The organism is Tomitella biformata AHU 1821, assembly GCF_000524475.1.
Taxonomy (GTDB): Bacteria; Actinomycetota; Actinomycetes; order Mycobacteriales; family Mycobacteriaceae; genus Tomitella; species Tomitella biformata.
The window spans coordinates 1-21,881 of the sequence record NZ_BAVQ01000023.1; the positions used below are offsets into that span (position 1 = coordinate 1).

20 protein-coding genes are annotated in these 21,881 nt (G+C 68.2%); 9 read left to right on the forward strand and 11 right to left on the reverse strand.

Annotation, left to right across the window (positions count from 1 at the left end):
• Nucleotides 1–364: 364 nt before the first annotated feature.
• A complete protein-coding gene (gene glyA / locus TBIF_RS08820) occupies nucleotides 365–1,672 on the reverse strand; it encodes a serine hydroxymethyltransferase (RefSeq protein ID WP_024794455.1) in 1,308 nt (435 codons plus the stop codon).
• A gap of 80 nt (nucleotides 1,673–1,752) precedes the next feature.
• A complete protein-coding gene (locus tag TBIF_RS08825; RefSeq protein WP_207165233.1) occupies nucleotides 1,753–3,000 on the reverse strand; it encodes a DUF885 domain-containing protein in 1,248 nt (415 codons plus the stop codon).
• Between the two features lie 146 nt (nucleotides 3,001–3,146).
• Here TBIF_RS08825 and coaA point away from each other — a divergent pair, with 146 nt between their 5' ends.
• Nucleotides 3,147–4,079: a type I pantothenate kinase gene (gene coaA, locus TBIF_RS08830; RefSeq protein ID WP_024794457.1), complete on the forward strand. Its 933-nt coding sequence runs from the start codon at nucleotides 3,147–3,149 to the stop codon at nucleotides 4,077–4,079.
• Between the two features lie 13 nt (nucleotides 4,080–4,092).
• Here coaA and TBIF_RS08835 read toward each other — a convergent pair whose 3' ends face one another.
• The 4 genes from TBIF_RS08835 to TBIF_RS08850 form a co-directional block, all read right to left on the reverse strand.
• Complete coding sequence (locus TBIF_RS08835) at nucleotides 4,093–4,689, reverse strand: TetR/AcrR family transcriptional regulator (RefSeq protein WP_024794458.1); 597 nt, start codon at nucleotides 4,687–4,689, stop codon at nucleotides 4,093–4,095.
• A gap of 172 nt (nucleotides 4,690–4,861) precedes the next feature.
• Nucleotides 4,862–5,797, reverse strand: coding sequence for a TauD/TfdA dioxygenase family protein (locus TBIF_RS08840; RefSeq protein ID WP_038170571.1), 936 nt, complete (start codon nucleotides 5,795–5,797; stop codon nucleotides 4,862–4,864).
• Nucleotides 5,798–5,885: 88 nt separating this feature from the next.
• The gene (locus TBIF_RS08845) at nucleotides 5,886–6,869 is read right to left on the reverse strand and encodes a TauD/TfdA dioxygenase family protein (protein ID WP_024794460.1); all 984 of its coding nucleotides are present in this window, start codon (nucleotides 6,867–6,869) and stop codon (nucleotides 5,886–5,888) included.
• Nucleotides 6,870–6,949: 80 nt separating this feature from the next.
• Nucleotides 6,950–8,503 (reverse strand): ABC transporter substrate-binding protein, encoded by a 1,554-nt coding sequence (locus TBIF_RS08850; RefSeq protein WP_024794461.1) that lies wholly within the window; start codon nucleotides 8,501–8,503, stop codon nucleotides 6,950–6,952.
• Nucleotides 8,504–8,786: 283 nt separating this feature from the next.
• Between TBIF_RS08850 and TBIF_RS08855 the strand changes: the two genes are divergently transcribed.
• The 5 genes from TBIF_RS08855 to TBIF_RS08875 are packed head-to-tail and all read left to right on the forward strand — an operon-like array spanning nucleotide 8,787 to nucleotide 13,848.
• Nucleotides 8,787–10,130, forward strand: a complete 1,344-nt coding sequence (locus TBIF_RS08855; protein ID WP_024794462.1) for a flavin-containing monooxygenase — start codon at nucleotides 8,787–8,789, stop codon at nucleotides 10,128–10,130.
• Complete coding sequence (locus TBIF_RS08860) at nucleotides 10,130–11,275, forward strand: EstA family serine hydrolase (protein WP_024794463.1); 1,146 nt, start codon at nucleotides 10,130–10,132, stop codon at nucleotides 11,273–11,275. Before TBIF_RS08855 ends, TBIF_RS08860 begins: the two co-directional genes overlap by 1 nt.
• 11 nt (nucleotides 11,276–11,286) lie before the next feature.
• On the forward strand, nucleotides 11,287–12,369 hold the full coding sequence (locus tag TBIF_RS08865) for an alcohol dehydrogenase catalytic domain-containing protein (protein ID WP_024794464.1): 1,083 nt from the start codon (nucleotides 11,287–11,289) through the stop codon (nucleotides 12,367–12,369).
• Nucleotides 12,366–13,160, forward strand: coding sequence for an SDR family NAD(P)-dependent oxidoreductase (locus TBIF_RS08870; protein WP_024794465.1), 795 nt, complete (start codon nucleotides 12,366–12,368; stop codon nucleotides 13,158–13,160). Before TBIF_RS08865 ends, TBIF_RS08870 begins: the two co-directional genes overlap by 4 nt.
• A 19-nt stretch (nucleotides 13,161–13,179) precedes the next feature.
• Nucleotides 13,180–13,848, forward strand: a complete 669-nt coding sequence (locus TBIF_RS08875) for a GAP family protein (protein ID WP_024794466.1) — start codon at nucleotides 13,180–13,182, stop codon at nucleotides 13,846–13,848.
• 20 nt (nucleotides 13,849–13,868) lie between these two features.
• On the opposite strand, the gene TBIF_RS08880 is transcribed toward TBIF_RS08875, so the two are convergent.
• A complete protein-coding gene (locus TBIF_RS08880; protein ID WP_024794467.1) occupies nucleotides 13,869–14,636 on the reverse strand; it encodes an isoprenyl transferase in 768 nt (255 codons plus the stop codon).
• A gap of 291 nt (nucleotides 14,637–14,927) precedes the next feature.
• Here TBIF_RS08880 and TBIF_RS08885 point away from each other — a divergent pair, with 291 nt between their 5' ends.
• Nucleotides 14,928–16,013: a 3-deoxy-7-phosphoheptulonate synthase gene (locus TBIF_RS08885; RefSeq protein WP_024794468.1), complete on the forward strand. Its 1,086-nt coding sequence runs from the start codon at nucleotides 14,928–14,930 to the stop codon at nucleotides 16,011–16,013.
• Between the two features lie 11 nt (nucleotides 16,014–16,024).
• On the opposite strand, the gene TBIF_RS08890 is transcribed toward TBIF_RS08885, so the two are convergent.
• Nucleotides 16,025–18,046 (reverse strand): thioredoxin domain-containing protein, encoded by a 2,022-nt coding sequence (locus TBIF_RS08890; protein ID WP_024794469.1) that lies wholly within the window; start codon nucleotides 18,044–18,046, stop codon nucleotides 16,025–16,027.
• Complete coding sequence (locus TBIF_RS08895; RefSeq protein ID WP_024794470.1) at nucleotides 18,043–19,044, reverse strand: helix-turn-helix transcriptional regulator; 1,002 nt, start codon at nucleotides 19,042–19,044, stop codon at nucleotides 18,043–18,045. The genes TBIF_RS08890 and TBIF_RS08895 overlap by 4 nt, the downstream gene beginning before the upstream one ends.
• Nucleotides 19,045–19,135: 91 nt before the next feature.
• On the opposite strand from TBIF_RS08895, the gene TBIF_RS08900 reads away from it, so the two are divergent.
• Nucleotides 19,136–19,666 carry a DinB family protein gene (locus TBIF_RS08900; RefSeq protein WP_024794471.1) on the forward strand — a complete coding sequence of 177 codons (531 nt, stop codon included), beginning with the start codon at nucleotides 19,136–19,138 and terminating at the stop codon, nucleotides 19,664–19,666.
• A gap of 16 nt (nucleotides 19,667–19,682) precedes the next feature.
• Here TBIF_RS08900 and TBIF_RS24900 read toward each other — a convergent pair whose 3' ends face one another.
• A complete protein-coding gene (locus tag TBIF_RS24900; protein WP_235174641.1) occupies nucleotides 19,683–20,003 on the reverse strand; it encodes a hypothetical protein in 321 nt (106 codons plus the stop codon).
• A gap of 190 nt (nucleotides 20,004–20,193) precedes the next feature.
• On the reverse strand, nucleotides 20,194–21,069 hold the full coding sequence (gene mca / locus TBIF_RS08910; protein ID WP_024794473.1) for a mycothiol conjugate amidase Mca: 876 nt from the start codon (nucleotides 21,067–21,069) through the stop codon (nucleotides 20,194–20,196).
• Between the two features lie 179 nt (nucleotides 21,070–21,248).
• On the opposite strand from mca, the gene TBIF_RS08915 reads away from it, so the two are divergent.
• Nucleotides 21,249–21,695: a DUF4307 domain-containing protein gene (locus tag TBIF_RS08915; protein ID WP_024794474.1), complete on the forward strand. Its 447-nt coding sequence runs from the start codon at nucleotides 21,249–21,251 to the stop codon at nucleotides 21,693–21,695.
• The last annotated feature ends 186 nt before the right edge of the window (nucleotides 21,696–21,881 follow it).

Genomic DNA, 21,881 nt, shown 5'->3' on the forward strand with positions numbered 1-21,881 from the left:
GAATTTCTTACATTCCCTTCCTTGCACCTCCGGAGGTGTTTGTGAAGGCCTACTCGATATATATCAGCTCTGCCACACCGCCAACCTCACCACCCTGCCGAATCCGCAGCGCCCCCGATTCCGCAGCCCTATTCGTGATTCGCAGGCCCTGTAACGCTCGCGATTGACCGCTAGGGCTGCGAGACGGCGAGACCGCGAAGCCTGAACCTGAATTCGCGCCATCCCCGGCCAAGTGGGGACCCGAAAGACTCCATAACGACGTTTCGCGGGCACATCGCCAGTGTGCGGGTGCGATAGATAGCGCACTCAGACTGACAATGTGCCCGCGAAAGCGAAACAGGGCTAGCTCACAGCTTGCAGAGGCTTAGAGCAGCTTCCAGTCCTCGAGGCCCTCGTACAGCGGGTACTGCGCGGCCAGCTTGGACACGCGGGCGCGCAGCGCGGGGATGTCCGCGCCGGAGCCGGCGGCCAGTGCGGTGGCGATGATGTCGGCGACCTCGGTGAAGGCCGCGTCATCGAAGCCGCGGGTGGCCAGGGCCGGGGTGCCGATGCGCAAGCCCGACGGGTTCATCGGCGGACGCGGATCGAACGGCACGGCGTTGCGGTTGACGGTGATGCCGACCTCGTGGAGCAGGTCCTCGCCCTGCTGGCCGTCGAGCTTCGAGTTGCGCAGGTCCACGAGCACCAGGTGCACGTCGGTGCCGCCGGTCAGGACGCTGATGCCGTTGGCGGCAACGTCCGCACCGGTGAGCCGCTCGGCGAGGATGCGGGCGCCGGAGAGGGTCCGCTCCTGGCGGTCCTTGAACTCCGCCGTGCCGGCGATCTTGAGGGCGACGGCCTTGGCGGCGATCGCGTGCATCAGCGGGCCGCCCTGCTGGCCGGGGAAGACGGCGGAGTTGAGCTTCTTGGCCCAGGCCTTCTTCGCGACGATCAGGCCGGAGCGGGGGCCGCCGAGGGTCTTGTGCACGGTGGTCGAGACGACGTCGGCGTGCGGGACCGGCGAGGGGTGCAGGCCGGTGGCGACCAGGCCGGCGAAGTGGGCCATGTCGACCCAGAGCTTCGCGCCGACCTCGTCGGCGATCGAGCGGAACGCGGCGAAGTCGAGCTGGCGGGGGTACGCGGACCAGCCGGCGATGAGCACCTCGGGGCGCTCCTCGAGGGCGATGCGGCGGACCTCGTCCATGTCGACGGTGTGGGTGTCCTCGCGGACGCCGTAGGCGCCCACCTGGTAGAGCTTGCCGGAGAAGTTCAACTTCATGCCGTGCGTGAGGTGGCCACCGTGGGCCAGGTTCATGCCGAGCAGCTTCTCGCCGGGGTTCATCAGGGCCATGAGGACAGCGGCGTTGGCCTGCGCGCCGGCGTGCGGCTGGACGTTGGCGAACTCGGCGTCGAAGAGTTCGCAGGCGCGCTCCTTGGCGAGGTTCTCCACCACGTCGACGTGCTCGCAGCCGCCGTAGTAACGGCGGCCCGGGTAGCCCTCGGCATACTTATTCGTGAGCACGCTGCCCTGTGCCTGCAGCACGGCGCGCGGCACGAAGTTCTCCGAGGCGATCATCTCGAGCGTGTCGCGCTGGCGACCCAGCTCGCCGGACATCGCCTCCGCAACCTCGGGGTCGAGCTCGGCGAGCGAGGCGGTCATGCTCGAGGCGGTGCTGGTCGGGTCGAACGTCATGAATTGCGCTCCCTGATCTGGGTGGACGGCAGAAGTCACCCCTTATTCTACGAGTCGGCCAACTGTGACCTACCCCCGCCTCAGGACAGGCTCGTGCCGCCCGGCAGCTCTGCGCGCAGCGAGGACGGGATGAGGGGCTCATCGAGCAGCCGCCGGAACCGCTCCGTGGCGCTGACCTGCGCCGGACGCGCGTCGAGCCAGGATCCGAGGAGCTGATAGCCCTCCACGTAGGTGCTGATGTAGGCCCGCCACAGCGGCGAGGTGAGAAAACGCAGGCTCTGCCGCGCACGCTCGGACGTCGTGAGCGTCCACCGCTGCAGGAACGCCGCGACGTCGTCCTCGCTGGCGTGCTGGTCGTGCAGCATCAGCGCGGCATCCTGACGCACGCCGAGCAGCTTCGCCGACGCCTTCGAAAACCGTTCGGCCCGCTCGCCGTCGAAGCGCAACCCGAGGTCCGCATAGATCTCCTGCGCCCACGGCCCCCAGCCCTCGCCGACGATCGCCTCGAGCGCGAGGTCGGCAAGTCCCTCCGCCATCAGGCACTGCGGGGTGTTGACGAGGAACAGCGTCTGCTCCACCTCGCCCGCGGCGACCAACCCGGCCTCCTTGCGGCAGTGCTCGGTGTGGTGGCCTGGATACGACTCGTGCGAGATCAGGTGTGGCAGGCCCGCCATCTGCTGCTTGAGGTCGGCGTTGATCGCCACGGTGGACTTGAAGTCGCCCAGGTAGTAGTTGAAGCCGGACCAGGGCTTGTCCGTCACCACCTGGTATTCGACCGTCTCGGCCTCGGGCAGGGGGAAGTCGACGCGGACCCGGTCGCGCAGCGCGCTGGAGAAGGCCTGCACGCATTCCTCGAGGCGGGCGGGCGGGATCTCGTCGGCGGCGCGGTGGGCCTGCAGTCGCTCGGCCAGCGGGCCGTTGCCGCCGAGGACCTCGTCCATCTCGCGGTGGGCCTGGCGGTACTCGTCCTCGTCGCCGCGCGCGATCCGCACGTCGAAGTACGCGTGCACCTCGTCGACGAACCCGATCTCCGCACCCGCGAACTTGCGCGCGGAGCACTCCAACGCGGTCAGGTGGGCGCTGACGAAATCCCTGCGCGACGCGGTGAGACCGGAGCCCGGCAACTCGTGGAGGAGTGCGGCGGCCTGGCGCGCCAGCTCGGCCGGATCCGGCTTGGCCTCGTTCTGGACCTGCCGTCGAAGCGCCGGGTCGCCGGTGAAGGCGTCGACGAAACCCTCCTCGATCAGGTCGAAGCGCAGCCCTAGTAGCTGATATTGCCGGAGCAACTCGGTAGTGTCCACGACACAGAAGCGTAGCGGCCGGCCCATGTTCGCGACCCGAGTCCGGCCATCTTCCACGAGAGGTGTTGACTGACGCGCATGCACGGCGACTCCATTTGCCTCCGTCCGCGACCATTCAGGGGACTCTCCCGTGGACAATCTCGGGCCTGTCCCCCTCAACTGGGGGTCCCCACATGTCTCGGTTGACTGAACCCAGTCCGTATATCGAGTTCGACCGCAAGAGTTGGCGCGCGCTGCGCATGTCCACCCCGCAGGTGCTCACCGAAACGGACCTGCACAAGCTGCGCGGCCTGGGCGAGCAGATCGATTTGAAGGAGGTCGCGGAGGTCTACCTTCCGCTCTCCCGGCTGATCCACCTGCAGGTCGCCGCCCGGCAGCGCCTCTTCGCCGCGACGGCCACATTCCTCGGCGAGAAGCATCCCGACAGGCAAGTGCCGTTCATCATCGGCGTGGCCGGCAGCGTCGCCGTCGGCAAGTCCACGACAGCCCGCGTGCTGCAGGCGCTCCTGGCACGGTGGGACACCCATCCACGGGTGGACCTGGTGACGACGGACGGGTTCTTGTACTCCACCCGCGAGCTCGTGCGCCGAGGCATCATGCACCGCAAGGGTTTTCCCGAGAGCTACGACCGTCGGGCGCTGCTGCGCTTCGTCACCGAGGTCAAGTCCGGCGCCCCCGAGGTGTCTGCGCCCGTCTACTCGCACACGTCCTATGACATCGTCGCGAACGAGCGCCAGGTGGTTCGCCAGCCGGACATCCTCATCATCGAGGGCCTGAACGTGCTGCAGACGGGCCCGCGACTGATGGTCTCGGACCTGTTCGATTTCTCCATCTACGTCGACGCCCGCATCGAGAATATCGAGCGCTGGTATGTCACGCGGTTCCTGGCGCTGCGCAGCACGTCGTTCGCGGACCCGCAGGCGCACTTCCACCACTATTCGAATCTCTCCGATGAGCACGCCACCATTGCGGCGCAAGAGATTTGGCACACCACCAACCGGCCAAACCTGGTGGAGAACATCCTGCCGACGCGCCCCCGGGCCACCCTCGTGCTGCGCAAGGACAGCGACCACACCATCAACCGGGTGCGGCTGCGCAAGCTCTAGCGCCCAGACTGGGTCAGTTCGCCGGCGGCTGCAGCGCGGGAAACCAGATGTCGCCCAACACGTCAGCCGCGGCGTCGCCGGAGAACTCGATGGTGCCCTGCACCGCCCAGCGGGTGAAGAAACGCTCCAGCTGGCTGACCAGCAGTTCGATGCGCAGCCGCGCCTCGTCCTGTCGGCCGTCGCCCCAGCGGGCCAGGTACTTCGGCATCGCCATCGGCAAATCGTAGATCGCCTTCTTGGCGATCTCCTTGAACTCCGGCTCGAGCGCCAGCGCCTCGTCCCAGGCCGGCAGGATGTCCTTATTGGTCTCGAACCACGCGAGCGACTGGCGCACCCAGGCCGTGAAAGCCTCCTGGGTGCCCTCCTCCAGCGCCTGGTCGAGATCCGCGTAGACGGCCACGGCGCGCTGCTCCATGGTCTCCGCGCTGATCTTCTGCAACACGTCGATCTTGCTGCTGAAGTGCAGGTAGAACGTCGCTCGGCTGCACCCGACGGCCGACGCGATGTCGTCGATGGTCACGGCCGCATACCCGCGGGAGACGAAGAGCTCTCGCGAGGTGAGCAACAGCTTGAGCCGAGTCTGCCGCTTCTGCTCGTCCCGCAGCGTCATCCGACGCGGTTGCTTACCCTTTTCAGTCCCGCTCACGTGTACAACTCTCCACAACTCTCAAGATCAGCTGAATCTCGGACTTTTGACACTACACAGCCAGACGCCGCGTCGGCCGAGTAACGCGGGGCGTGCACCGCTGCCAGCCGCACTGCGAACCCGCCTGTGCGGCTGGCTATTTCCCGCCAATGCCCACCGGCCGGACCCCGCCAATCGATATCCTGTCCATCACCCTGCGTTGGGGGAAGTAGTCGCTGGACGCGTAGTGCTGGGTGGACCGATTATCCCAGATAGCGACCGTGTCTGGTCGCCACCGCAACCGAAATTGGAACTCGGGGCGGCGGATGTGCCGATAGAGCAGCGTCAGCAGCTCGTCCGACTCCTCCTGGCCGAGTCCGATGATCCGCGTGGTGAAGATCGTGTTGACGAATAGCACTCTGCGCCCGGTCTCTGGGATCTCCCAGACGATGGGGTGCTCCACAGGCGGGAAGGCCTGGTGGAACCGTCCGATTTCGTCCGGGGTCATCCTCTGCCCGAACTCCTCGGTCTGCCGCCAGTCGTGCTCGGCCCACAGCCCGTCGATTCGCTGGCGTACTGATTCGGGCAGCAGGTCGTAGGCCGCGCCGGTGTCCACCCAGAGCGTGTCGCCGCCGACCGCCGGCACTTCCACCGCGCGCAGCACCGCGCCGACCGACGGCCGCTCATGCCAGCTGACGTCGTTGTGCCAGTTGTTCTCGATCGCGCCGCGCTGAGTATGCCGCACCAGTGTGGCAACATCCGCGTCCGTTTGCCCACTGGAGGCCTTGAGCGAGGTGAAGGGATGCCGCTCGATCGGCCCCCAGCAGCTCGCGAACCGCCGGTGCCCGTCGCGGTCGATGTCCTGGTCGCGGAAGACCAGCACCTTGAATTCGTGGAGCGCCCGTCTCAGCTCGGCGAGCACCGACTCGGACAGTTCCCCGCCGATCTGGAGCCCCTCGATCTCGGCGCCGATCGTCGGCGTCACCGGATGCACGGTGAACCCCTGGTAGTCCCGCCGCTCCATGTGCTCGGACAGCCGCGCGGCCACGAGGGGGCCCGACGCGTATAGAACGTCGCTGGCCGTCGGGTGCATCTTGCTCGCGGTATGCGCGGGCGGGCCGGCATCAGCCTCGCGGATGGTCGGTTGCACTGGGGTTCCACCTTTCAGTTGTAGAGGAGAATCAGGCTTCTTGCGCGACGGGAGATCCAGCGATACCCACCGGCACGTCCCCGACGATGGACAAGCGGTCCATGATCCGTCGTTGGGGGTAGTAGTCGCTCGCGGCGTAGTGCTGGCAGGTGCGGTTGTCCCAGAACGCGACAGTGTCCTTGCGCCAGCGCAGCCGCACCTGGAACTCGGCGCGCTGCACGTGCCGGTAGAGCAGCGTCAGCAGCTCGTTCGACTCCGCCTCCGAGACCCCCAGGATGCGCTGGGTGAAGTTGGTGTTGACGAAGAGCGTGCGACGGCCGGTCTCCGGGATCACCCGCACGACGGGATGCTGCGCCGCCGGGTAGTCGGGCCGTAGCGCGGCGATCACGTCCGGTGTCATGGACTTGCCGAAATTGGGCACCCAGTCATGCTCGGCCACCAGGGAGTCGATGCGCTCCTTGATGGCGTCCGGCAGCAGGTCGTAGGCCGCGCAGGTATCCGCGAACAGGGTGTCGCCGCCAACCGCAGGCACCTCGACCGCGCGCAGGACCGCGCCGAAGGATGGCGCCCGGCTCCAGCTGACATCGTGGTGCCAGTTGTTCTCGATGCCGGCCACTGACACATCCCGCTCCAGAGTGACGACGTCGGCGTCCGTCTGCCCCGGATACTTCCCGTACTTGATGAACGGGTGCTCCTCGAGCTCGCCCCACTTGGAGGCGAAGGCCCGATGTGCGGAGCGCTCGATGTCTTGGTCGCGGAACACCAAGACCTTCCATTCGAGCAGCGCGCGGCGTAGCTCGGCCATCGTCTCCTCGTCGAGGTCTCCGCCGAGCCGGATGCCGTCGACCTCCGCCCCGATCGTCGGCGTCATCGGGGCGACGGAGAACCGCTCGTAGGGGCGGTCGTCGAAAGATGGGCCCACCCGGTCCGCGACGAGGGGACCCGACGCGTACAGGGGATCGGTGGCGGTGACGTGCATCTTGTGGGTGGGTCGAACTGCACTGACGTTGCTCATTCCTGCACCTATCTGTTTCTGTTGGCTGTGGTCATGACGCGATGGCGGGGCTATGTGCGCCCCCCGGCTTGCCACGCGCACTAGGCGATCCAGGCGTCGCCAAGCAGGACGATGTCCGCGAATGTGTGCTGCACGCCGTGCACGTTCTCCTGCCAGATCACCAGGTTGTCCTGCGCGGAGACGGGCACCGTGGGCACCGTGTCGGCGGCTAATTGCTCGATCTCGCCGATGAGCGCGCTCTCCGCAGCCACGTCGGTGGCGGCCTGCAGGCGGTCGAGCAGTGCGTCCATCTGCGGGTTCGAATAGCCCGAGACATTCCCGTTGGACTCGCTGTGGAAGCTGGAATAGAGCTTCAAGAACGGGGCGGATTCACGGATGTTCAGGCCCGTTTGCCCCAGGTCGTAGTTCCGCTCGACATACATCACGCGAACCATGTCGGTGACGCTAGTGACATAGTCGACGGTCAGATCGAAACCGACGTTGTTCAGCATCGACTGGATGGCCAACGCACGGGCCTGAGCCTCGGGTGCCTGCCTGGTGACGAAGGTGATCTTGCCGTCGAACCCCTTGGCCTTCGCCGCGGCGACCAGCATGCGGGCCTCCTCGGGGTCATAACGCGATTGTGGCGCGCCGGAATCCCACTGGGAGGCCGAGGAGAACAAGGCGGTGCTGGGCCTGCCCATTCCGCCCTGCCCGCGCTCGTCGATGAGGACCGGGTCGACCGCGAGGTCAATCGCCCTGCGCACGTCGATGTCTGAGCCGGGGCGGCCCTCCGCGTTGTTAATCAGAATCGCGCTGCCGGCGTTCATGACGCTGAGGACGCCTGGATAGCCTGCGTCGGCCACCTCCGCCGCGATCTGCGCGTCATACAAGAACGCCAGTTGGATCTCGCCCGCCCGGAACATGTCCAGCTGCTGACGCCCATCAGCCGCGGGGATGATCCGCACGGCGTCCAGGTGCGCGGGTCCACTCCAGTAGTCGGCGCGACGCTCAAGGAGGATCTCCTCATTGGGCTTGTGCGCCTCGAGGGTGAACGGCCCCGCCCCGATGGGCGTGAAGGACTCGCCGTCCACGGCCTGCTTGGCGACGATCATCCCGGGTCCGGTGGCGAGCATGTTGGGGAATGTCAGCCACGGCTTGCCGAGCACGAACACCACAGTGCGAGGGTTGTTCGCGGTCATCGACTCGACGCTCGAGGACCACAGCTGGGAGTCCGATCCGCGGTTGGCGACGTAGCGCTCGATGCTCCACACCACGGCCTCGGCGTCGACCGGCTCACCATTGCTGAATCTCGCCCCTTCACGGAGGGTCAGTGTCCAGGTCTTGCCGTCCTCGCTGGCCTCGAGCGCCTCCGCGAGCTGCGGGACGAACTCGCCGGCCATATCGTCATAGCGCATCAGCAGGTCGTACACCGCCGCCATCTCCGTCCCTCCCGTCGAACCCGAGGGGACGGTCTTCGCCGGGTCGAGGACTGCGGGCAGGTTGAATGTGCCGAAGGTCAAGGTGCCGCCGGTCTGGATGTCTTCAGCGTCGGGCTGGCTGCCCACCGGGCCACTGATCCCCCCGCGCTGTTGCGCCTGCCCTGCACCTCCGGACGCGCACCCGGTGAGCGCGACCGCGCCGGCGACCGCCATGGCCCCCATCCTCAATCCCCAATGGGCCCGCCCGACCGGTAATCCGAATCTCAGACTTCCCACTGATCCTCCGTCTCTGGGGCCGCTCTCGCCGCCCACCGCAACTGTGTCGCACGACACATGCTGCGTCTTCACAAACGGACTGTCAAGTGAAAAACGAAATGACCACCAAACTCCACCTGGCGTTGAATACAGTTCGCACTCTCACTAGACAATCCGTCAGCGACTGCTAATGTGTGGGGCAAGCCACACCCACCCGCCACGACGAAAGCCAGGTTGCCCCGTGAGCTCGTTGCCCACCGTCTGCATCATCGGAGCAGGCTGCTCCGGCTTCACCACCGCCAAGCGTCTCAAGGACTTCGGCATCCCCTTCGACTGCTTCGAGGCCTCGGACGACGTCGGCGGCAACTGGTACCACAACAACCCCAACGGCCTGTCCGCCTGCTATGAGTCCCTGCACATCGACACGTCGACCCGCCGCTTGGAGTTCGAGGACTTCCCGGCCCCCAAGGACTGGCCGCACTTCCCCCACCACACGTTGATGCACCAGTACTTCCGCGACTACGTCGACCACTTCGGCCTGCGCGAGATCATCACGTTCAATACGAAGGTGGAAAAGGCGGTCCGTCTGGCCGACGGCAAGTGGGCGGTCACGATCAGCACCGGCGAGACCCGCACCTATGACGCGCTGGTCGTCGCGAATGGCCACCACTGGGACCCGCGCACCCCGGAATACCCCGGCGCGTTCACCGGCGAGATGCTGCACAGCCACAGCTACCGCAGCCCGTTCGAGCCCGTCGACATGCGCGGCAAGAACGTCATGGTCGTCGGCATGGGCAACTCCGGACTGGACATCACGTCCGAGATCTCACATCGCTCAATCGCCAAGCGCGTCTGGAACTCCGCGCGTCGGCCTGGCTGGGTCCTGCCGAAGTTCCGGGGCGGGCAGCCCTCCGACATGATGATGATGCCGCCGTGGATGCCCAAGAAGCTGGGGCTCAAGATCAGCCGCAGGTCGATCAAGAAGAATATCGGCAACATGGCGGACTACGGCCTACTCCAGCCGGACCATGAGCCGCTCTCCTCCCATCCGTCGGTGAGCGTCGACTTCCTGGCCAACGCCGCCTCCGGCGACATCACCTGCGTGCCCGGCATCGCCAAGCTCGACGGCGACGCCGTGATCTTGACCGATGGCAACCGCGTCGAGGTGGACACGATCGTCTTCGCGACCGGCTACAACACCACCTTCCCGTTCTTCGAGGATCCCGCCATCCAGCCGGACTCCGAGAACAACTTCCCGCTGTTCAAACGCGTCTTCAAGCCCGGCATCGACAACCTGTACTTCGCCGGCCTGGCCCAGTCCCTGCCGACGATCGTCAACCTGGCGGAGCAGCAGAGCCACCTCATCGCCCGCCATCTGGCCGGTGGATACGACCTGCCGAACGTGGCCGAGATGAACGAGATCATCGCCCGCGACGAAGAGATGCACCTGGGGCAGTACTACAAGGCGCCGCGGCACGCCATGATGGTGAGCCTGGGCCGGTATTCCGTCGACATGCAGAAGGAAATCGCCGCGGGCGGGAAGCGCGCGGCCACCAATGCCTCCGCGGTGAAGGTCCCAGTCTGATGCCGGCATTACATGGCACGTGCGCAACCAGATTCGACGACGTCCGCGCGCGTCTGCAGCGCAACATGGATGACGGCCTCGAGGCCGGGGCCTCGCTGTGCCTGATCGTCGACGGACAGGTCGAGGTCGACCTGTGGGGCGGCGTCGCGGACATCGCCACCGGTCGTCCCTGGGCGCAGGACACGGTCACGAACACATACTCGCTGACCAAGACCATGACGGCGCTCGTCGCGCTGCTGCTGGTCGAGCGCGGCCAATTGGACCTCGACGCCCCCGTCTCGAGGTACTGGCCGGAGTTCGCCGCCGCGGGCAAGGAGTCCGTGCTGGTGCGCCACGTCCTCGGCCACACGTCCGGCGTGTCGGGCTGGGAGCAGAAGGTGTCCATGTCGGACGTCTACGACGCGCAGGGCGCCGCCGCGCTGCTCGCCGCGCAGGCCCCATGGTGGACGCCGGGCGAGGGCTCCGGCTACCAGGCCCTCAACCACGGGCACCTCGTGGGCGAGATCGTGCGGCGCATCACCGGCAGCACCCTCGGCGAGGTCTTCGCCGCGGAGTTCGCGGGCCCCATGGGCGAGGACTACTGGATCGGCTCCCCGCCCGAGGTCGACCCCCGCGTCGCCCCGCTCATCCCCCCGCCGCCGTCCACGGTGGACCTCTCGGCGCCGCCCCCGCAGGGCGTGTTCGTCAAAACCATGACCAATCCGCCGATGCCGAGCTCGATCTGCACCTCGCGGGACTACCTCGCGGCGGAGATCGGCGCGGCCAACGGGCAGGGCAACGCCCACTCCGTGGCCCGGCTGCAGTCGCTGATCTCCCATGACGGCGTCGTCGACGGCCGGAAGTACCTCTCCCCCAGCACCATTGAACGGATCTTCGAGGTGCAGGCCGACGGCGTAGACCGCGTGCTGGGCACCCACATCCGGTTCGGCGTCGGCTACGGCCTGCCCAGCCCGGACTCGATGCCCTCGATCCCGGACGGTCGTCTGTGCTGGTGGACGGGCTATGGCGGCTCGCTGGTCGTCAACGACCTCGACCGGCGGATGACGATGGCGTTCGTGATGAACAAAATGGCCTCGCAGCTCGTCGGCGCCCCCAACGTCAACGGCTACCTCGACGCCGTCTACACCGCGCTGGAGGCCCGATGATCCCCCGCTCGATGAAGGCCCTGCAGATCATCGCCCCCGGCGTGGTCGAACTGCGCGAGGTCCCCGTGCCCGCCGTCGGCCCCGCGGACGTGCTAGTCAAGGTTGCCGCCGCCGGCATCTGCCACTCCGATCTCCATGTGCTGCACGCCCAGCGCATCCGGGAGCGGCCGATGACCCTCGGCCATGAGATCGCGGGAACCGTTGCCGCGCTGGGCGACGCCGTGGCAAGAGATGCCGTGGCAGGAGTTGCGGGGGCAGGAGTTGCGGGGGCGGCTGGGATCCAGGTCGGCACGGCCGGCGTCGTCTACCTGTGCTGGTCCTGCGGCGTGTGTCGCGCGTGTGCCTCGGGCCGGGAGAACGCCTGCCTGGCCGCGGGCCGCGCCGCGATGCCGCCCTGCCCCGGGCTCGGGCCGGACGGCGGCATGGCGGAGTATGTGCGGGTCCCTGCCGCAGCGTTCGTGCCTGCCACCCTCGACCCCGTGCAGGCGGCCCCGCTGGCCGACGCGGCCCTGACCAGCTACCACGCCATCCGCAGCGCCCGCGAGCACCTGCGGCCCGGCGGCACCGCCGTCGTCATCGGCGTCGGCGGGCTCGGCCACCTCGGGGTGCAGATCCTGAAGGCCATCAGCCCGGTGCGGGTGATCGCGATCGACGTCGCCGAGGACAAGCGGGCCCTGGCCACGGCGCTCGGGGCGGACCTGGCGCTGCCGTCTGACGAGCACGCCGCCGCGCGGATCCTCGGGCTCACCGGCGGCCTTGGCGCGGACGCGGTGTTCGACTTCGTCGGCGTCGACGCCACCGCGCGACTCAGCGTCCAGACGGTGGCGCCGGGCGGCGCGTATCGGATGGTCGGCCTCGGCGGCGGCACCCCGGGCGTGGCCGCCGACGGCGCGATGGGCGATGGCTGGCCGTGGGGCGCGTCCATCGAGAAGACCTATGCGGGCACGCGCCGCGACCTCATCGACTCCCTCGCCCTGGCCGCCGACGGCAAAATCCGCGTGCAGGTCGAGACCTTCCCCCTCGCCGACGGCGTCGCAGTGCTGGGCCGCCTCGAGCGTGGGCTGATCTCCGGACGGGCGGTGCTCTTGCCATGACCGGCACACGAGCATCCGGCCGATTCAGCGGCCGGACGGCAATGGTCACCGGCGCAGGATCCGGCATCGGCCGGGCCATCGCATCGCGACTGGTGGCGGAGGGAGCCCAGGTCGCGGGCCTCGACGTCAACACCGCCGCGCTCGCCGCGCTGGCGGACTCGCTCGGCCCCGCCTTCGCCCCGATGACCGTCGACGTCACCGTCGAGGCCCAAGTGGCGGAGGCGGTCTCCGCGACCCAGCACCTGCTCGGCGGGCTCGACCTCGCCTTCAACGTCGCTGGCGCGGCCCGGAATGCGCGGATCGTCGACATGCCCGAGGAGGACTGGGACTTCACCATCGACCTGGTCCAAAAGTCCGTCTTCCTCTGCACCAAGCACGTGGCGCGGGCGATGCGCGCGGCCGACCGGCCCGGCTCCATCGTCAACGTCTCGTCCGTCAACGCCCGCATCCCCATGCCCGGCGGCAGTCCCTATGCCACGGGCAAGGCCGGCGTGGAGATGTTCACCCGCAACGCCGCGCTGGAGTTGGCCGCAGATGGCATCCGCGTCAATGCGGTGCTACCCGGCCTCGTCGACACTCCCCTGGTCTCCTCCGTGTTGGGCGACGAGCAGCTCACGAGCGCGTACCTCGACCGCATCCCGCTGGGGGCGCCCGCGACGCCCGCGCAAGTCGCCGGGCCGTGCCTCTATCTGGCTAGCGACGACGCGTCTTACATCACCGGGGCGTCCCTCGCCGTGGACGGGGGCTGGACCACAACGGGATACCCGCAACTTGGGGGCCGCCGCGACTGACCGATAGCCTGGCTACCCCATGGTTGCCCTCCTCTTCGCGCTCGTCGGCCTCGCGCTGCTTGACGCCACCAATGTGCTGCTGATCGGCATCACCACCGCCGTCGTCTACGACGCCCGGGTCAGCCGCCGCTCCCCCGTCTCCGGGGGCCTCAGCTTCATCGGCGGCGTGTTCGCCGCGACCACGATCTTCGGGTTCCTCACCGTGTTGGGCATCGGCTACATCACCGACCTGGTCGATTTCGAGATCACGCTTACCATGCGCCACTGGGGCGCGATCGCCCTCGGCCTTGTGCTGGTCGGGGTCGCCGCCATCCCCCTGGGCGACCGTGATCCTCCCGAGTGGGCCGTCGCGTTCCGGCGCAAGCCGTGGCTGCTCGCACTGGCGGGGCTGGTGATCGGCCTCGCCCAGGCGCCCACCGCAGTTCCGTATCTCGCCGGCCTGGCGCTGCTGGCCGCCCGCCAGCCCCTGCCCACGCTGTGGCCGCTGATCCTCATCGCGTATTGCCTGCTGGCGCTGGTGATTCCGCTGCTCGTGCTGTTCCTGTCGACCATAAAGACGCGCTGGGCCCGCAAGTCCTTCCGGGTGCTGACGCGCTCGGTCAACCGCTATGGCCCGCCCGCGGTGCGCATCCTGTTCGTCATCGCGGGCGTGGCCCTAATCGGGATCGGCGTGATCGGGCTGCTCTGAGGAGCAGGCCCCTAATCTGCTCAGACCCCGAAGCGGCGGTGCCGCGCCGCGTAGTCCCGCAGCGCGCGGAGGAAGTCCACGCGGCGGAACTCGGGCCAGTAGGCCTCGGTGAACCAGATCTCCGAGTACGCGCTCTGCCACAGTAGGAAGCCGGACAGCCGCTGCTCCCCGGAAGTGCGGATCACCAGGTCAGGGTCCGGCTGGCCGGAGGTGTACAGGTGGGCGCTGATCGCCTCAGGCACCACGGACTCAATCATCGCCGCCGGGTCCGCACCCGCGTCGAGTTGCTCTTGCAGCAGCGTGCGCACCGCGTAACAGATCTCCTGGCGCCCGCCGTAGCCCACGGCGACGTTGACCTGGCAGCCGGTGCGCCCCACCGTGCGCTCGGAGGCCGCGCGCAGCCTGTCCGCGCGATCTGCCGGCAACAGCTCCAGCGCGCCGACGATCGTCACCCGCCAGTTCTCGTCGGGGCTGGACAGCTCGTCGACGACGTCGGTGATGATCTCCAGGAGCGTCTCGAGCTCCTGTGGATCTCGCCGCAGGTTCTCCGTGGACAGCAGGTAGATCGTCGCCATCTCGATGCCGGCGGCATCGCACCAGCGCAGCAGCTCCGCAATCTTCCGGGCGCCCATGCGGTGCCCGTGCGCGATGTCGTCGAAGCCGTTCTCGCGGGCCCACCGGCGATTGCCGTCGCACACCACACCCACGTGCCGCGGGTGCTTCTTCCCCACGAGGCCGCGCCGCAAATGGTTCTCGTAGAGCCGGTAAAGCGGGTTCTGCACCTTCACGGCTCCAGTTCCTATCGGGTGTGTCGGGGCCTCCCGACACACCGGGGCAACTCACTTCGCTGAGCCTACGCGCCGCCTCTTGACGAGAGCCTGCTAACCTCGACCACGTGATGCAGACCCGCGTGTATTGGCGTTTTACCACGGCTCCGGATGGGGCCGTTGGTCGCGCACGCTGATCAACTAATCATCCGGAGCCCAGGGCAGAGACAATCGTCTCTGCCCTTCGTCATAGAGACGGGCTCGCCGGATGTCGCCGCGGACGGGACCGTCACCCCAACCCGAAAGATTGCCGTGACTACCACCACTGACACCCCAGCCTCCACCGCCCGCTCGACGACTGATCGCAATATCGCCGAGTTCCTCCCGCTGCCCACCCCTCGCGAGATGCTCGATGAGCAGCCGCTCGGCGAGACCCGCGGCCGGTTGGTCGAGCGCAGCCGCGAGGAGATTGCCCGCATCCTCGACGGCACCGATGACCGCGTGCTGCTCGTCGTCGGCCCCTGCTCTGTGCATGACACCGACGCGGCCCGCGACTACGCCAGCCGCCTGGCCCCCATCGCCGAGAGCCTGCGCGAGGACGTGCTCGTCGTGATGCGCGTGTACTTCGAGAAGCCGCGCACGACGGTCGGCTGGAAGGGCCTGATCAACGATCCCGGCCTCGACGAGAGCTTCGACGTGCCCCGCGGCCTCCGCATCGCCCGTTCCCTGCTCCTCGACGTGCTCGACGCCGGCCTGCCCGTGGGCTGCGAGTTCCTTGAGCCGATCAGCCCGCAGTACATCGCGGACACCGTCTCGTGGGGTGCCATCGGCGCCCGCACCACCGAGAGCCAGGTGCACCGCCAGCTCGCATCGGGGCTGTCAATGCCCATCGGCTTCAAGAACGCGACCGACGGCAATGTCCAGGTCGCGATCGACGGCTGCGGCTCCGCCCGCGCCCCCCACGTGTTCTTCGGGAGCGACCTGGACGGCAACACCGCCGTCGTGCGCACCCGCGGCAACGCGGACTGCCACACGATCCTGCGCGGCGGCCGTGTCGGCCCGAACTACTCGCCCGAGCACGTCGCCAGCACCCTCGCAGGCCTGGCGAAGGCCGGCCTGCCGGATCGACTCATGATCGACGCGAGCCACGCCAACAGCGGCAAGAGCCACCTGCGCCAGATCGAGGTTGCCCACGAGATCGCGGACCGCATCGCGGCCGGCGAACGCGGCATCGGCGCCGTCATGCTCGAGAGCTTCATCGAGGGCGGCAACCAGGACCTCTCGGCCGAGCCCCTGGTGTACGGCAAGTCCGTCACCGACGCCTGCATGGACTGGGCCAGCACCGAGACGCTCCTCGAGACGTTCGCCGCCGCCGTGCGCACCGCCCGCCTGGGATAGCTCGCAGACAGTTAGCCCTTCCGGCCACCACCGTGCAGGAGCGCCACCAGCTCCTGCGCGGTGGTCACGGGCCGGTCGCACACGAAGTGCCGGCACACATAGGCCGTTGCCTGGTCCCGGATCATCGGCCGATCCGCCAGCAGCGGCGTCGAGTCCCGCGGGCCGCCGACCACCACCGACCCACCGGGCGCGGCGCGGCGGGCTATCTCCAGCAGGCCCTCGTCGCCCGGCACGTGCGTGATCGCGATCTGCAGCGGCCCATGCGCCATAGCCTCGGCAACCGATAGCCAATTGCCCGCGGAGCGCGGAGCGCGCTCGAGGAGCACAGAAGCCCGGTTCAGCGTGTCCTCGGCGAGCCGCCGGTAGCGCCCGGCGGACTCCAGGTCCACCACCGCGGACGCAGTCAGCAACGCGTCGGCAATCGCGGATGCGCCCGCCGGGGTCGCGCCATCGACCGGATCACGCGGGCGGTGCACCAACACCTCGGCATCGTCCGCGGTGTCGAACCAGCTGCCCGCCGAGTCGGGGTCCGCGAAGTGTTCGGTCGCGGTGTCCAGCAGGTCCTGGGCGGCGGTGAGCCAGTCCTGGTCGCCCGTCACCTGGTGCAGGGCCAGCAGGCCCGAGGACAGGAAGGCGTAGTCCTCAAGCACCCCGACGGCCGCCCCCGCCTGGCCGCCGAGCGACGCGCGTCGCAGACGGCCCTCGACCAGGTGCGTCTTGAGCAGCATCGCGGCGCACTGCTCCGCGGCCTCCACCCATTCATCGCGGCCGAGCCCGCCACCGGCCTCCGCCAGGGCCAGAATGGCCATGCCGTTCCAGGCGGTCACCACCTTGTCGTCGCGGCCCGGTTGTGGACGCAGTGCCCGCGCCGCGCTGAGCTTGTCCCGCACCTGGCGCCAGCGCGCGGTGTTGTCGGGGTCCTGGCGTAGCTGCAGCACCGACGCCCCCGCCTCGAAGGTCCCCGTCTCGGTGACCTCCAGCAGTTTCGCCGCCCACGGCCCGTCCTCAGGGCCCAGGACCACTCCCAGCTCCGCGGGGGTCCACACATAGGTGGAGCCCTCCACCCCCTCGGTGTCCGCGTCTAGCGCCGACGCGAAGCCGCCCTCCGCGGTCGGCATCTCGGACAAGAGGAAACTCGCTGTCTGCTCAGTGACCTCGTGCGCCAGTGCCAACCCGTCCATGCGGGCCAGGTGCGCGTAGAACCGGAGCAGTAGCGCGTTGTCGTAAAGCATTTTCTCGAAGTGCGGAACCACCCAGTGCGAGTCCACGCAGTAGCGGGCGAATCCGCCCGTGAGCTGGTCGTTGAGCCCGCCCCGGGCCATCGCCTCGGCCGTCCGGCGAACCGCCGCCATCGCCGGCTCCGAGCCGGTGCGCTCGACGTGCCGGAGCAAACCCTCCACCAGCGCCGCTGGCGGGAACTTCGGGGCGCCGCCAAATCCCCCGTGCACTGCGTCCTCATCCTCCAACACCTGCCGCACCGCATCAGCCAGCAGCTCCGCGTCCACAGGCTTGGCGCCGTCGGGCAGCGCGGACGCCGCCCGGGAGAGTTCCGCCACCACTGCGGCCGATGCGCGGCCCACGTCCTCGCGGCGCGTCCGCCAGGTGTCGGAGATCGCGTCCAGCAGCTGCAGGAATCCCGGCATGCCGCCGCGCCCGACGGGCGGGTAGTAGGTGCCGCAATAGAAGGGCTCGGCATCCGCGGTGAGGAAGCAGGTCATCGGCCAGCCGCCCTGGCCCGTCATCGCCACGGTGGCGTTCATGTAGACCGCGTCGAGGTCTGGCCGCTCCTCGCGATCCACCTTCACGCACACGAAGTTCTCATTCATCACCTGCGCGATGGCCGGGTCCTCGAAGGACTCGTGCGCCATCACATGGCACCAGTGGCAGGAGGAGTATCCGATGGACAGCAATATCGGCACGTCCCGCGCCCGCGCCGCCGCGAACACGTGTGGCCCCCACTCCTGCCAGTGGACGGGGTTGTCCGCGTGCTGGCGAAGGTACGGGGAGGTTGCTGCTCCGAGTGCGTTGGTCACTCCCCCAGCCTATCGTCGGAGCCGGGCGCTCTGGGTCCGGAAGCCGCGACCGCCCGGCCGAACCTCTCGGACCACTCGCGCAGATGCGCGATCAACTCTGGCGGCGAGCGCACGTGAAAGTCGGCGCCCACCGAGCCCAGCGCCATCGCTGGCCAGTCCAGGTTCTCCGCGGTCATCGTGACGGAGCAACGTGCCGCATCGACTGCGGTGACCGCGGCCCAGCGGCCTATCCGCCGGGCGACCACCGCGGCCGGCGCATCGATCACCGCCGCCACCTGAAACTCCGCCGGCTGGCCCGCGATGCCCGCCCGCACGAACTCCGCCGCGTCCTCGGCGGGCAGCTCCCGCGGCCGGAAGGATTGTCCGGCCGTCGACAGCATTGCCATCCGGTCCTGGCGGAAACTGCGCCAATCGTGTCGCGTGAGGTCGTAGGCCACCAGGTACCAGCGTTGCCCGAGGAAGACCACCCGGTGCGGCTCCACTAAGCGCGCCGTCGGGGTCCCGTCCGCCGCGGTGTAGTCGAAGCCCATGCGCTGGCTGTTGCGGCAGGCCACCGCCAAGGTGGTGAGCGTGTGGGGGTCGACCGCGCCGGCCTCCATCCGCCACGGCGCCGACATCGTCATGGCCCGCACCGCCTCCAGCCTCGCGCGCAGTGCCGCGGGCAGCACCGGCACCACCTTCGCCAACGCCCGCGCCGACGCCTCCTCGGCCCCTTGCACGCCGCCTTGGGCGGCGGCATGAAGCCCGACCACCAGCGCGATCGCCTCGTCGTCGTCGAGCAGGAGCGGCGGTAGCGCGGACCCCGCAGCCAGTTGGTAGCCGCCGGCCACGCCCCGGCCGGCCGTGACCGGATAGCCCAGTTCCCGGAGCCGGTCGATGTCGCGCCGCAGCGTGCGCGGCGAGACCTCCAGCCGGGCGGCCAGCTCGGCGCCCGGCCAGTGCCGCCGGTCCTGCAGCATCGACAGCAGTCGCAGTGTTCTCGAGCTGGTGTTGGCCATGACTCATTATTGCTGGCAATTGCGGACAGAAAGTGACCGGATGGAGTTCTAGCGTTGATCCTGCAACAGCCAGCCAACCGCGGGAGTAGATATGACCACAGAACAGCTCAGCACCGAGTGCGAGCGCGCCGACCTCATCGAGTCACTAGAGCGCCATCGGTGGTTCTTGCGTTTCGCCGTGCGCGAGCTATCGGAGGAGGAGGCCACGCGTCGCACCACCGTCAGCGAGTTGAACCTGGCGGGCCTCGTCAAGCACGTTGCGGCGGGCGAGGAGGCGTGGGTGCGCTTCATCGTCGAGGGCCCGTCCGCGCTGGGGGATTTCACGGACTTCTCCGAGGCGGCGATGGCCGCCAGGTCGGACGAGTTCCGGCTACTCGATGGTGAGACCTTGGACAGCGTGTTGGCCGAGTACGACGCGGTGGCGGCCCGCACAAACGAACTGGTGCGGACTCTGCCTGATCTCAATGTGAGCCACCCGTTGCCGGAGGCGCCGTGGTTCGAGCCTGGGGCCGCATGGTCGGCCCGACGCGCCCTGTTGCACATCATCGCGGAGACCGCCCAACACGCCGGGCATGCGGACATCATCCGCGAATCCCTGGACGGAGCCCTGACTATGGGTTGAGAGGCGCCCCCGCTGACTACTTCTCGGCGTCGGGGTCCTGGTCATCCGGCTTCTGGTCGTCCGGCTTCGGGTCGTCCTTGACCATGGTCACCGCGCTCTCGCCGGCGCTCTTGCCCGCCCGCTTGCTGGGCAGCGCGTCGTCCATCGGCGCTTGGTTGTTCAGCGCGTGGGCATCGGCACCAGGCGTCAGATCCGGATCGTCGAAGCTCTCCGGCAGGTTCCGCAGTCGGCGGTTCATCGACCGGACCAAGAGGACCACGGCGATCAGCAGAGCCAGGATCAGGAACAGCCCGATCGGCGACGCCTTGCCGAACTCGGCTCCCCGACCACCCGTCATGTCGGGCTCGCCCCAGGTCTTTGCCAGGAAGATCGTGCCGTTGGTGGCGATTGCGGAAGCGGACATCAGTTCTCAACTCCATCTACTGGCCCGTCGCGCAAACCGCCCGCCGGGTGGTGCCTTACTACATCTTGCCCCATGTACAGGGCGGAGCGCTCGGCCGCGTTTCCGCGCGGCCGAGCGCCAGGTGCTAGCCCGCTGCCGGGCCCAGCCCGGTGAAGAGGTCGCTTTCGGGGAGCGTCGTCTTCACCCTGGTCTTCGCCAACTCGAACTCCTCAGTCGGCCACACCTTCTGCTGCATCTCGATGGGCACAGCGAAGAAGTTGCCGTTGGGGTCGATTTGCGTCTCGTGCGCCAGCAACGCCTTGTCGCGGATCGGGAAGTACTCCCCGCACCGGACCTGCGTGGTCACCCGCGCCATGAGATCGCCCTGTTCGGTCTTCCACCGGTCGAGCCACTCGGCGAACGGGTTCGGGAGGCCCTCCGCCGCCAACGCGTCGCGGAACGTCTCAAGCCGCTTACGGATGAACCCGTGGCTGTAGTAGACCTTCTGGATCTCCCACGGCGCGCCGAGCTCGGGGTGGTACTCGGGGTCGGCCGCCGCCTCATAGGCCGCCATCGACACCTCGTGGCAGCGGATGTGGTCGGGATGCGGGTAACCGCCGTTCTCGTCGTAGGTGATCATCACCTCCGGCTTGAATTCCCGGATCTGCTGCACCAGCCGACGGGTCGGCTCCGTGAGCGGGATCGCGGCGAAGCAGCCGTCGGGCAGCGGCGGCAACGGATCGCCCTGCGGCAGTCCGGAGTCCTCGAAACCCAGCCACACGTGGTCGACGCCCAAGATCTTGGCGGCGTTCGCCATCTCCTGAATGCGCAGCTCCGGGAGGCGGCCCTCCGCGTCAGCCACGTCCATCGCGGGGTTGAGGATGTCGCCGCGCTCGCCGCCCGTGAGGGTCACCACGAGCACCTGGTGCCCCTCGTCGGCATAGCGGGCCATCGTCGCCGCGCCCTTGCTGGACTCATCATCGGGGTGGGCATGCACTGCCATGAGCCGGTAACCGCTCACTTGATTCCTCACCTCACACATTGGGCCTTCGCCACAGGGTTGATCGCCACAGGTCTTGCTCGAGGCCGCATGGACCTCAAAACACATTGTCCATGATCCCACCCCGCCGCGCGGACGCCAGCGCCAGGCCCACCCGGAGCTGGGTCACACTGGCTGATCATGGTACTAAGTCTCCTGAGATGAACAGCCAAGACGCCTCGCGCACGTCCGCGCGCTACGAGCAATCCCGACTGAGTCCGACTACTCGCAAGTCCATCCTCGTCGTGTTGGTGCTGATTGTGCTCGCCGTCGGCGGCGGCGTCACGTACGCGCAGTACAAGATCTTCGGATCCACCGATCTCGAGTCCAACGTGACCCGCTACGAGGCCACCAGCGACACGGTGATCGAGGGCGACATCTCTCTCAACCGTGACACTCCAGAGGAAGCGGCCGTCTGCGTCATCCGCGCCCGCAACCGGGACGGCGACGAGGTGGCCCGTCGCGAGGTCTACTTCCCGCCCCGCGACTCCAGCCCCACGGTGGTGTTCACCGGTATGAACACCACCATGCTGAATGGGCTGCCGCCGGGCATCATCGATGTGTACGGCTGCTCGTACACTGTCCCGGAGTACCTCTCGACGAACTAGCCGGTGAGCGGTGCCGCAGCGGGGAGTGCGCTGCGGCACTTCTTCGCGTCGCGATCAGCGGCGAGAGTGCTACTATGGGAAAATACACGGCTCAGCACGGGTCGTGTATTACTGCATTCAGGGCAACCGAATACGGGGGCGTTAGGTGCGGTCTTGCTGTCCGCGCATCACCCGCCCACTCACATT

Bases quoted from the DNA above. Each gene is read 5' to 3' on its own strand.
- TBIF_RS08835 (WP_024794458.1), bottom strand. From the start codon at position 4,689: ATGACGCTGCGGGACGAGCAGAAGCGGCAGACTCGGCTCAAGCTGTTG.
- TBIF_RS08850 (WP_024794461.1), bottom strand. From the start codon at position 8,503: ATGGCGGTCGCCGGCGCGGTCGCGCTCACCGGGTGCGCGTCCGGAGGT.
- coaA (WP_024794457.1), top strand. From the start codon at position 3,147: ATGTCTCGGTTGACTGAACCCAGTCCGTATATCGAGTTCGACCGCAAG.
- TBIF_RS08865 (WP_024794464.1), top strand. From the start codon at position 11,287: ATGAAGGCCCTGCAGATCATCGCCCCCGGCGTGGTCGAACTGCGCGAG.
- TBIF_RS08915 (WP_024794474.1), top strand. From the start codon at position 21,249: ATGAACAGCCAAGACGCCTCGCGCACGTCCGCGCGCTACGAGCAATCC.
- TBIF_RS08900 (WP_024794471.1), top strand. From the start codon at position 19,136: ATGACCACAGAACAGCTCAGCACCGAGTGCGAGCGCGCCGACCTCATC.
- TBIF_RS08870 (WP_024794465.1), top strand. From the start codon at position 12,366: ATGACCGGCACACGAGCATCCGGCCGATTCAGCGGCCGGACGGCAATG.
- TBIF_RS08860 (WP_024794463.1), top strand. From the start codon at position 10,130: ATGCCGGCATTACATGGCACGTGCGCAACCAGATTCGACGACGTCCGC.
- TBIF_RS24900 (WP_235174641.1), bottom strand. From the start codon at position 20,003: ATGACGGGTGGTCGGGGAGCCGAGTTCGGCAAGGCGTCGCCGATCGGG.
- glyA (WP_024794455.1), bottom strand. From the start codon at position 1,672: ATGACGTTCGACCCGACCAGCACCGCCTCGAGCATGACCGCCTCGCTC.
- TBIF_RS08840 (WP_038170571.1), bottom strand. From the start codon at position 5,797: ATGCACCCGACGGCCAGCGACGTTCTATACGCGTCGGGCCCCCTCGTG.
- TBIF_RS08845 (WP_024794460.1), bottom strand. From the start codon at position 6,869: ATGAGCAACGTCAGTGCAGTTCGACCCACCCACAAGATGCACGTCACC.
- TBIF_RS08825 (WP_207165233.1), bottom strand. From the start codon at position 3,000: ATGGGCCGGCCGCTACGCTTCTGTGTCGTGGACACTACCGAGTTGCTC.
- TBIF_RS08895 (WP_024794470.1), bottom strand. From the start codon at position 19,044: ATGGCCAACACCAGCTCGAGAACACTGCGACTGCTGTCGATGCTGCAG.
- TBIF_RS08875 (WP_024794466.1), top strand. From the start codon at position 13,180: ATGGTTGCCCTCCTCTTCGCGCTCGTCGGCCTCGCGCTGCTTGACGCC.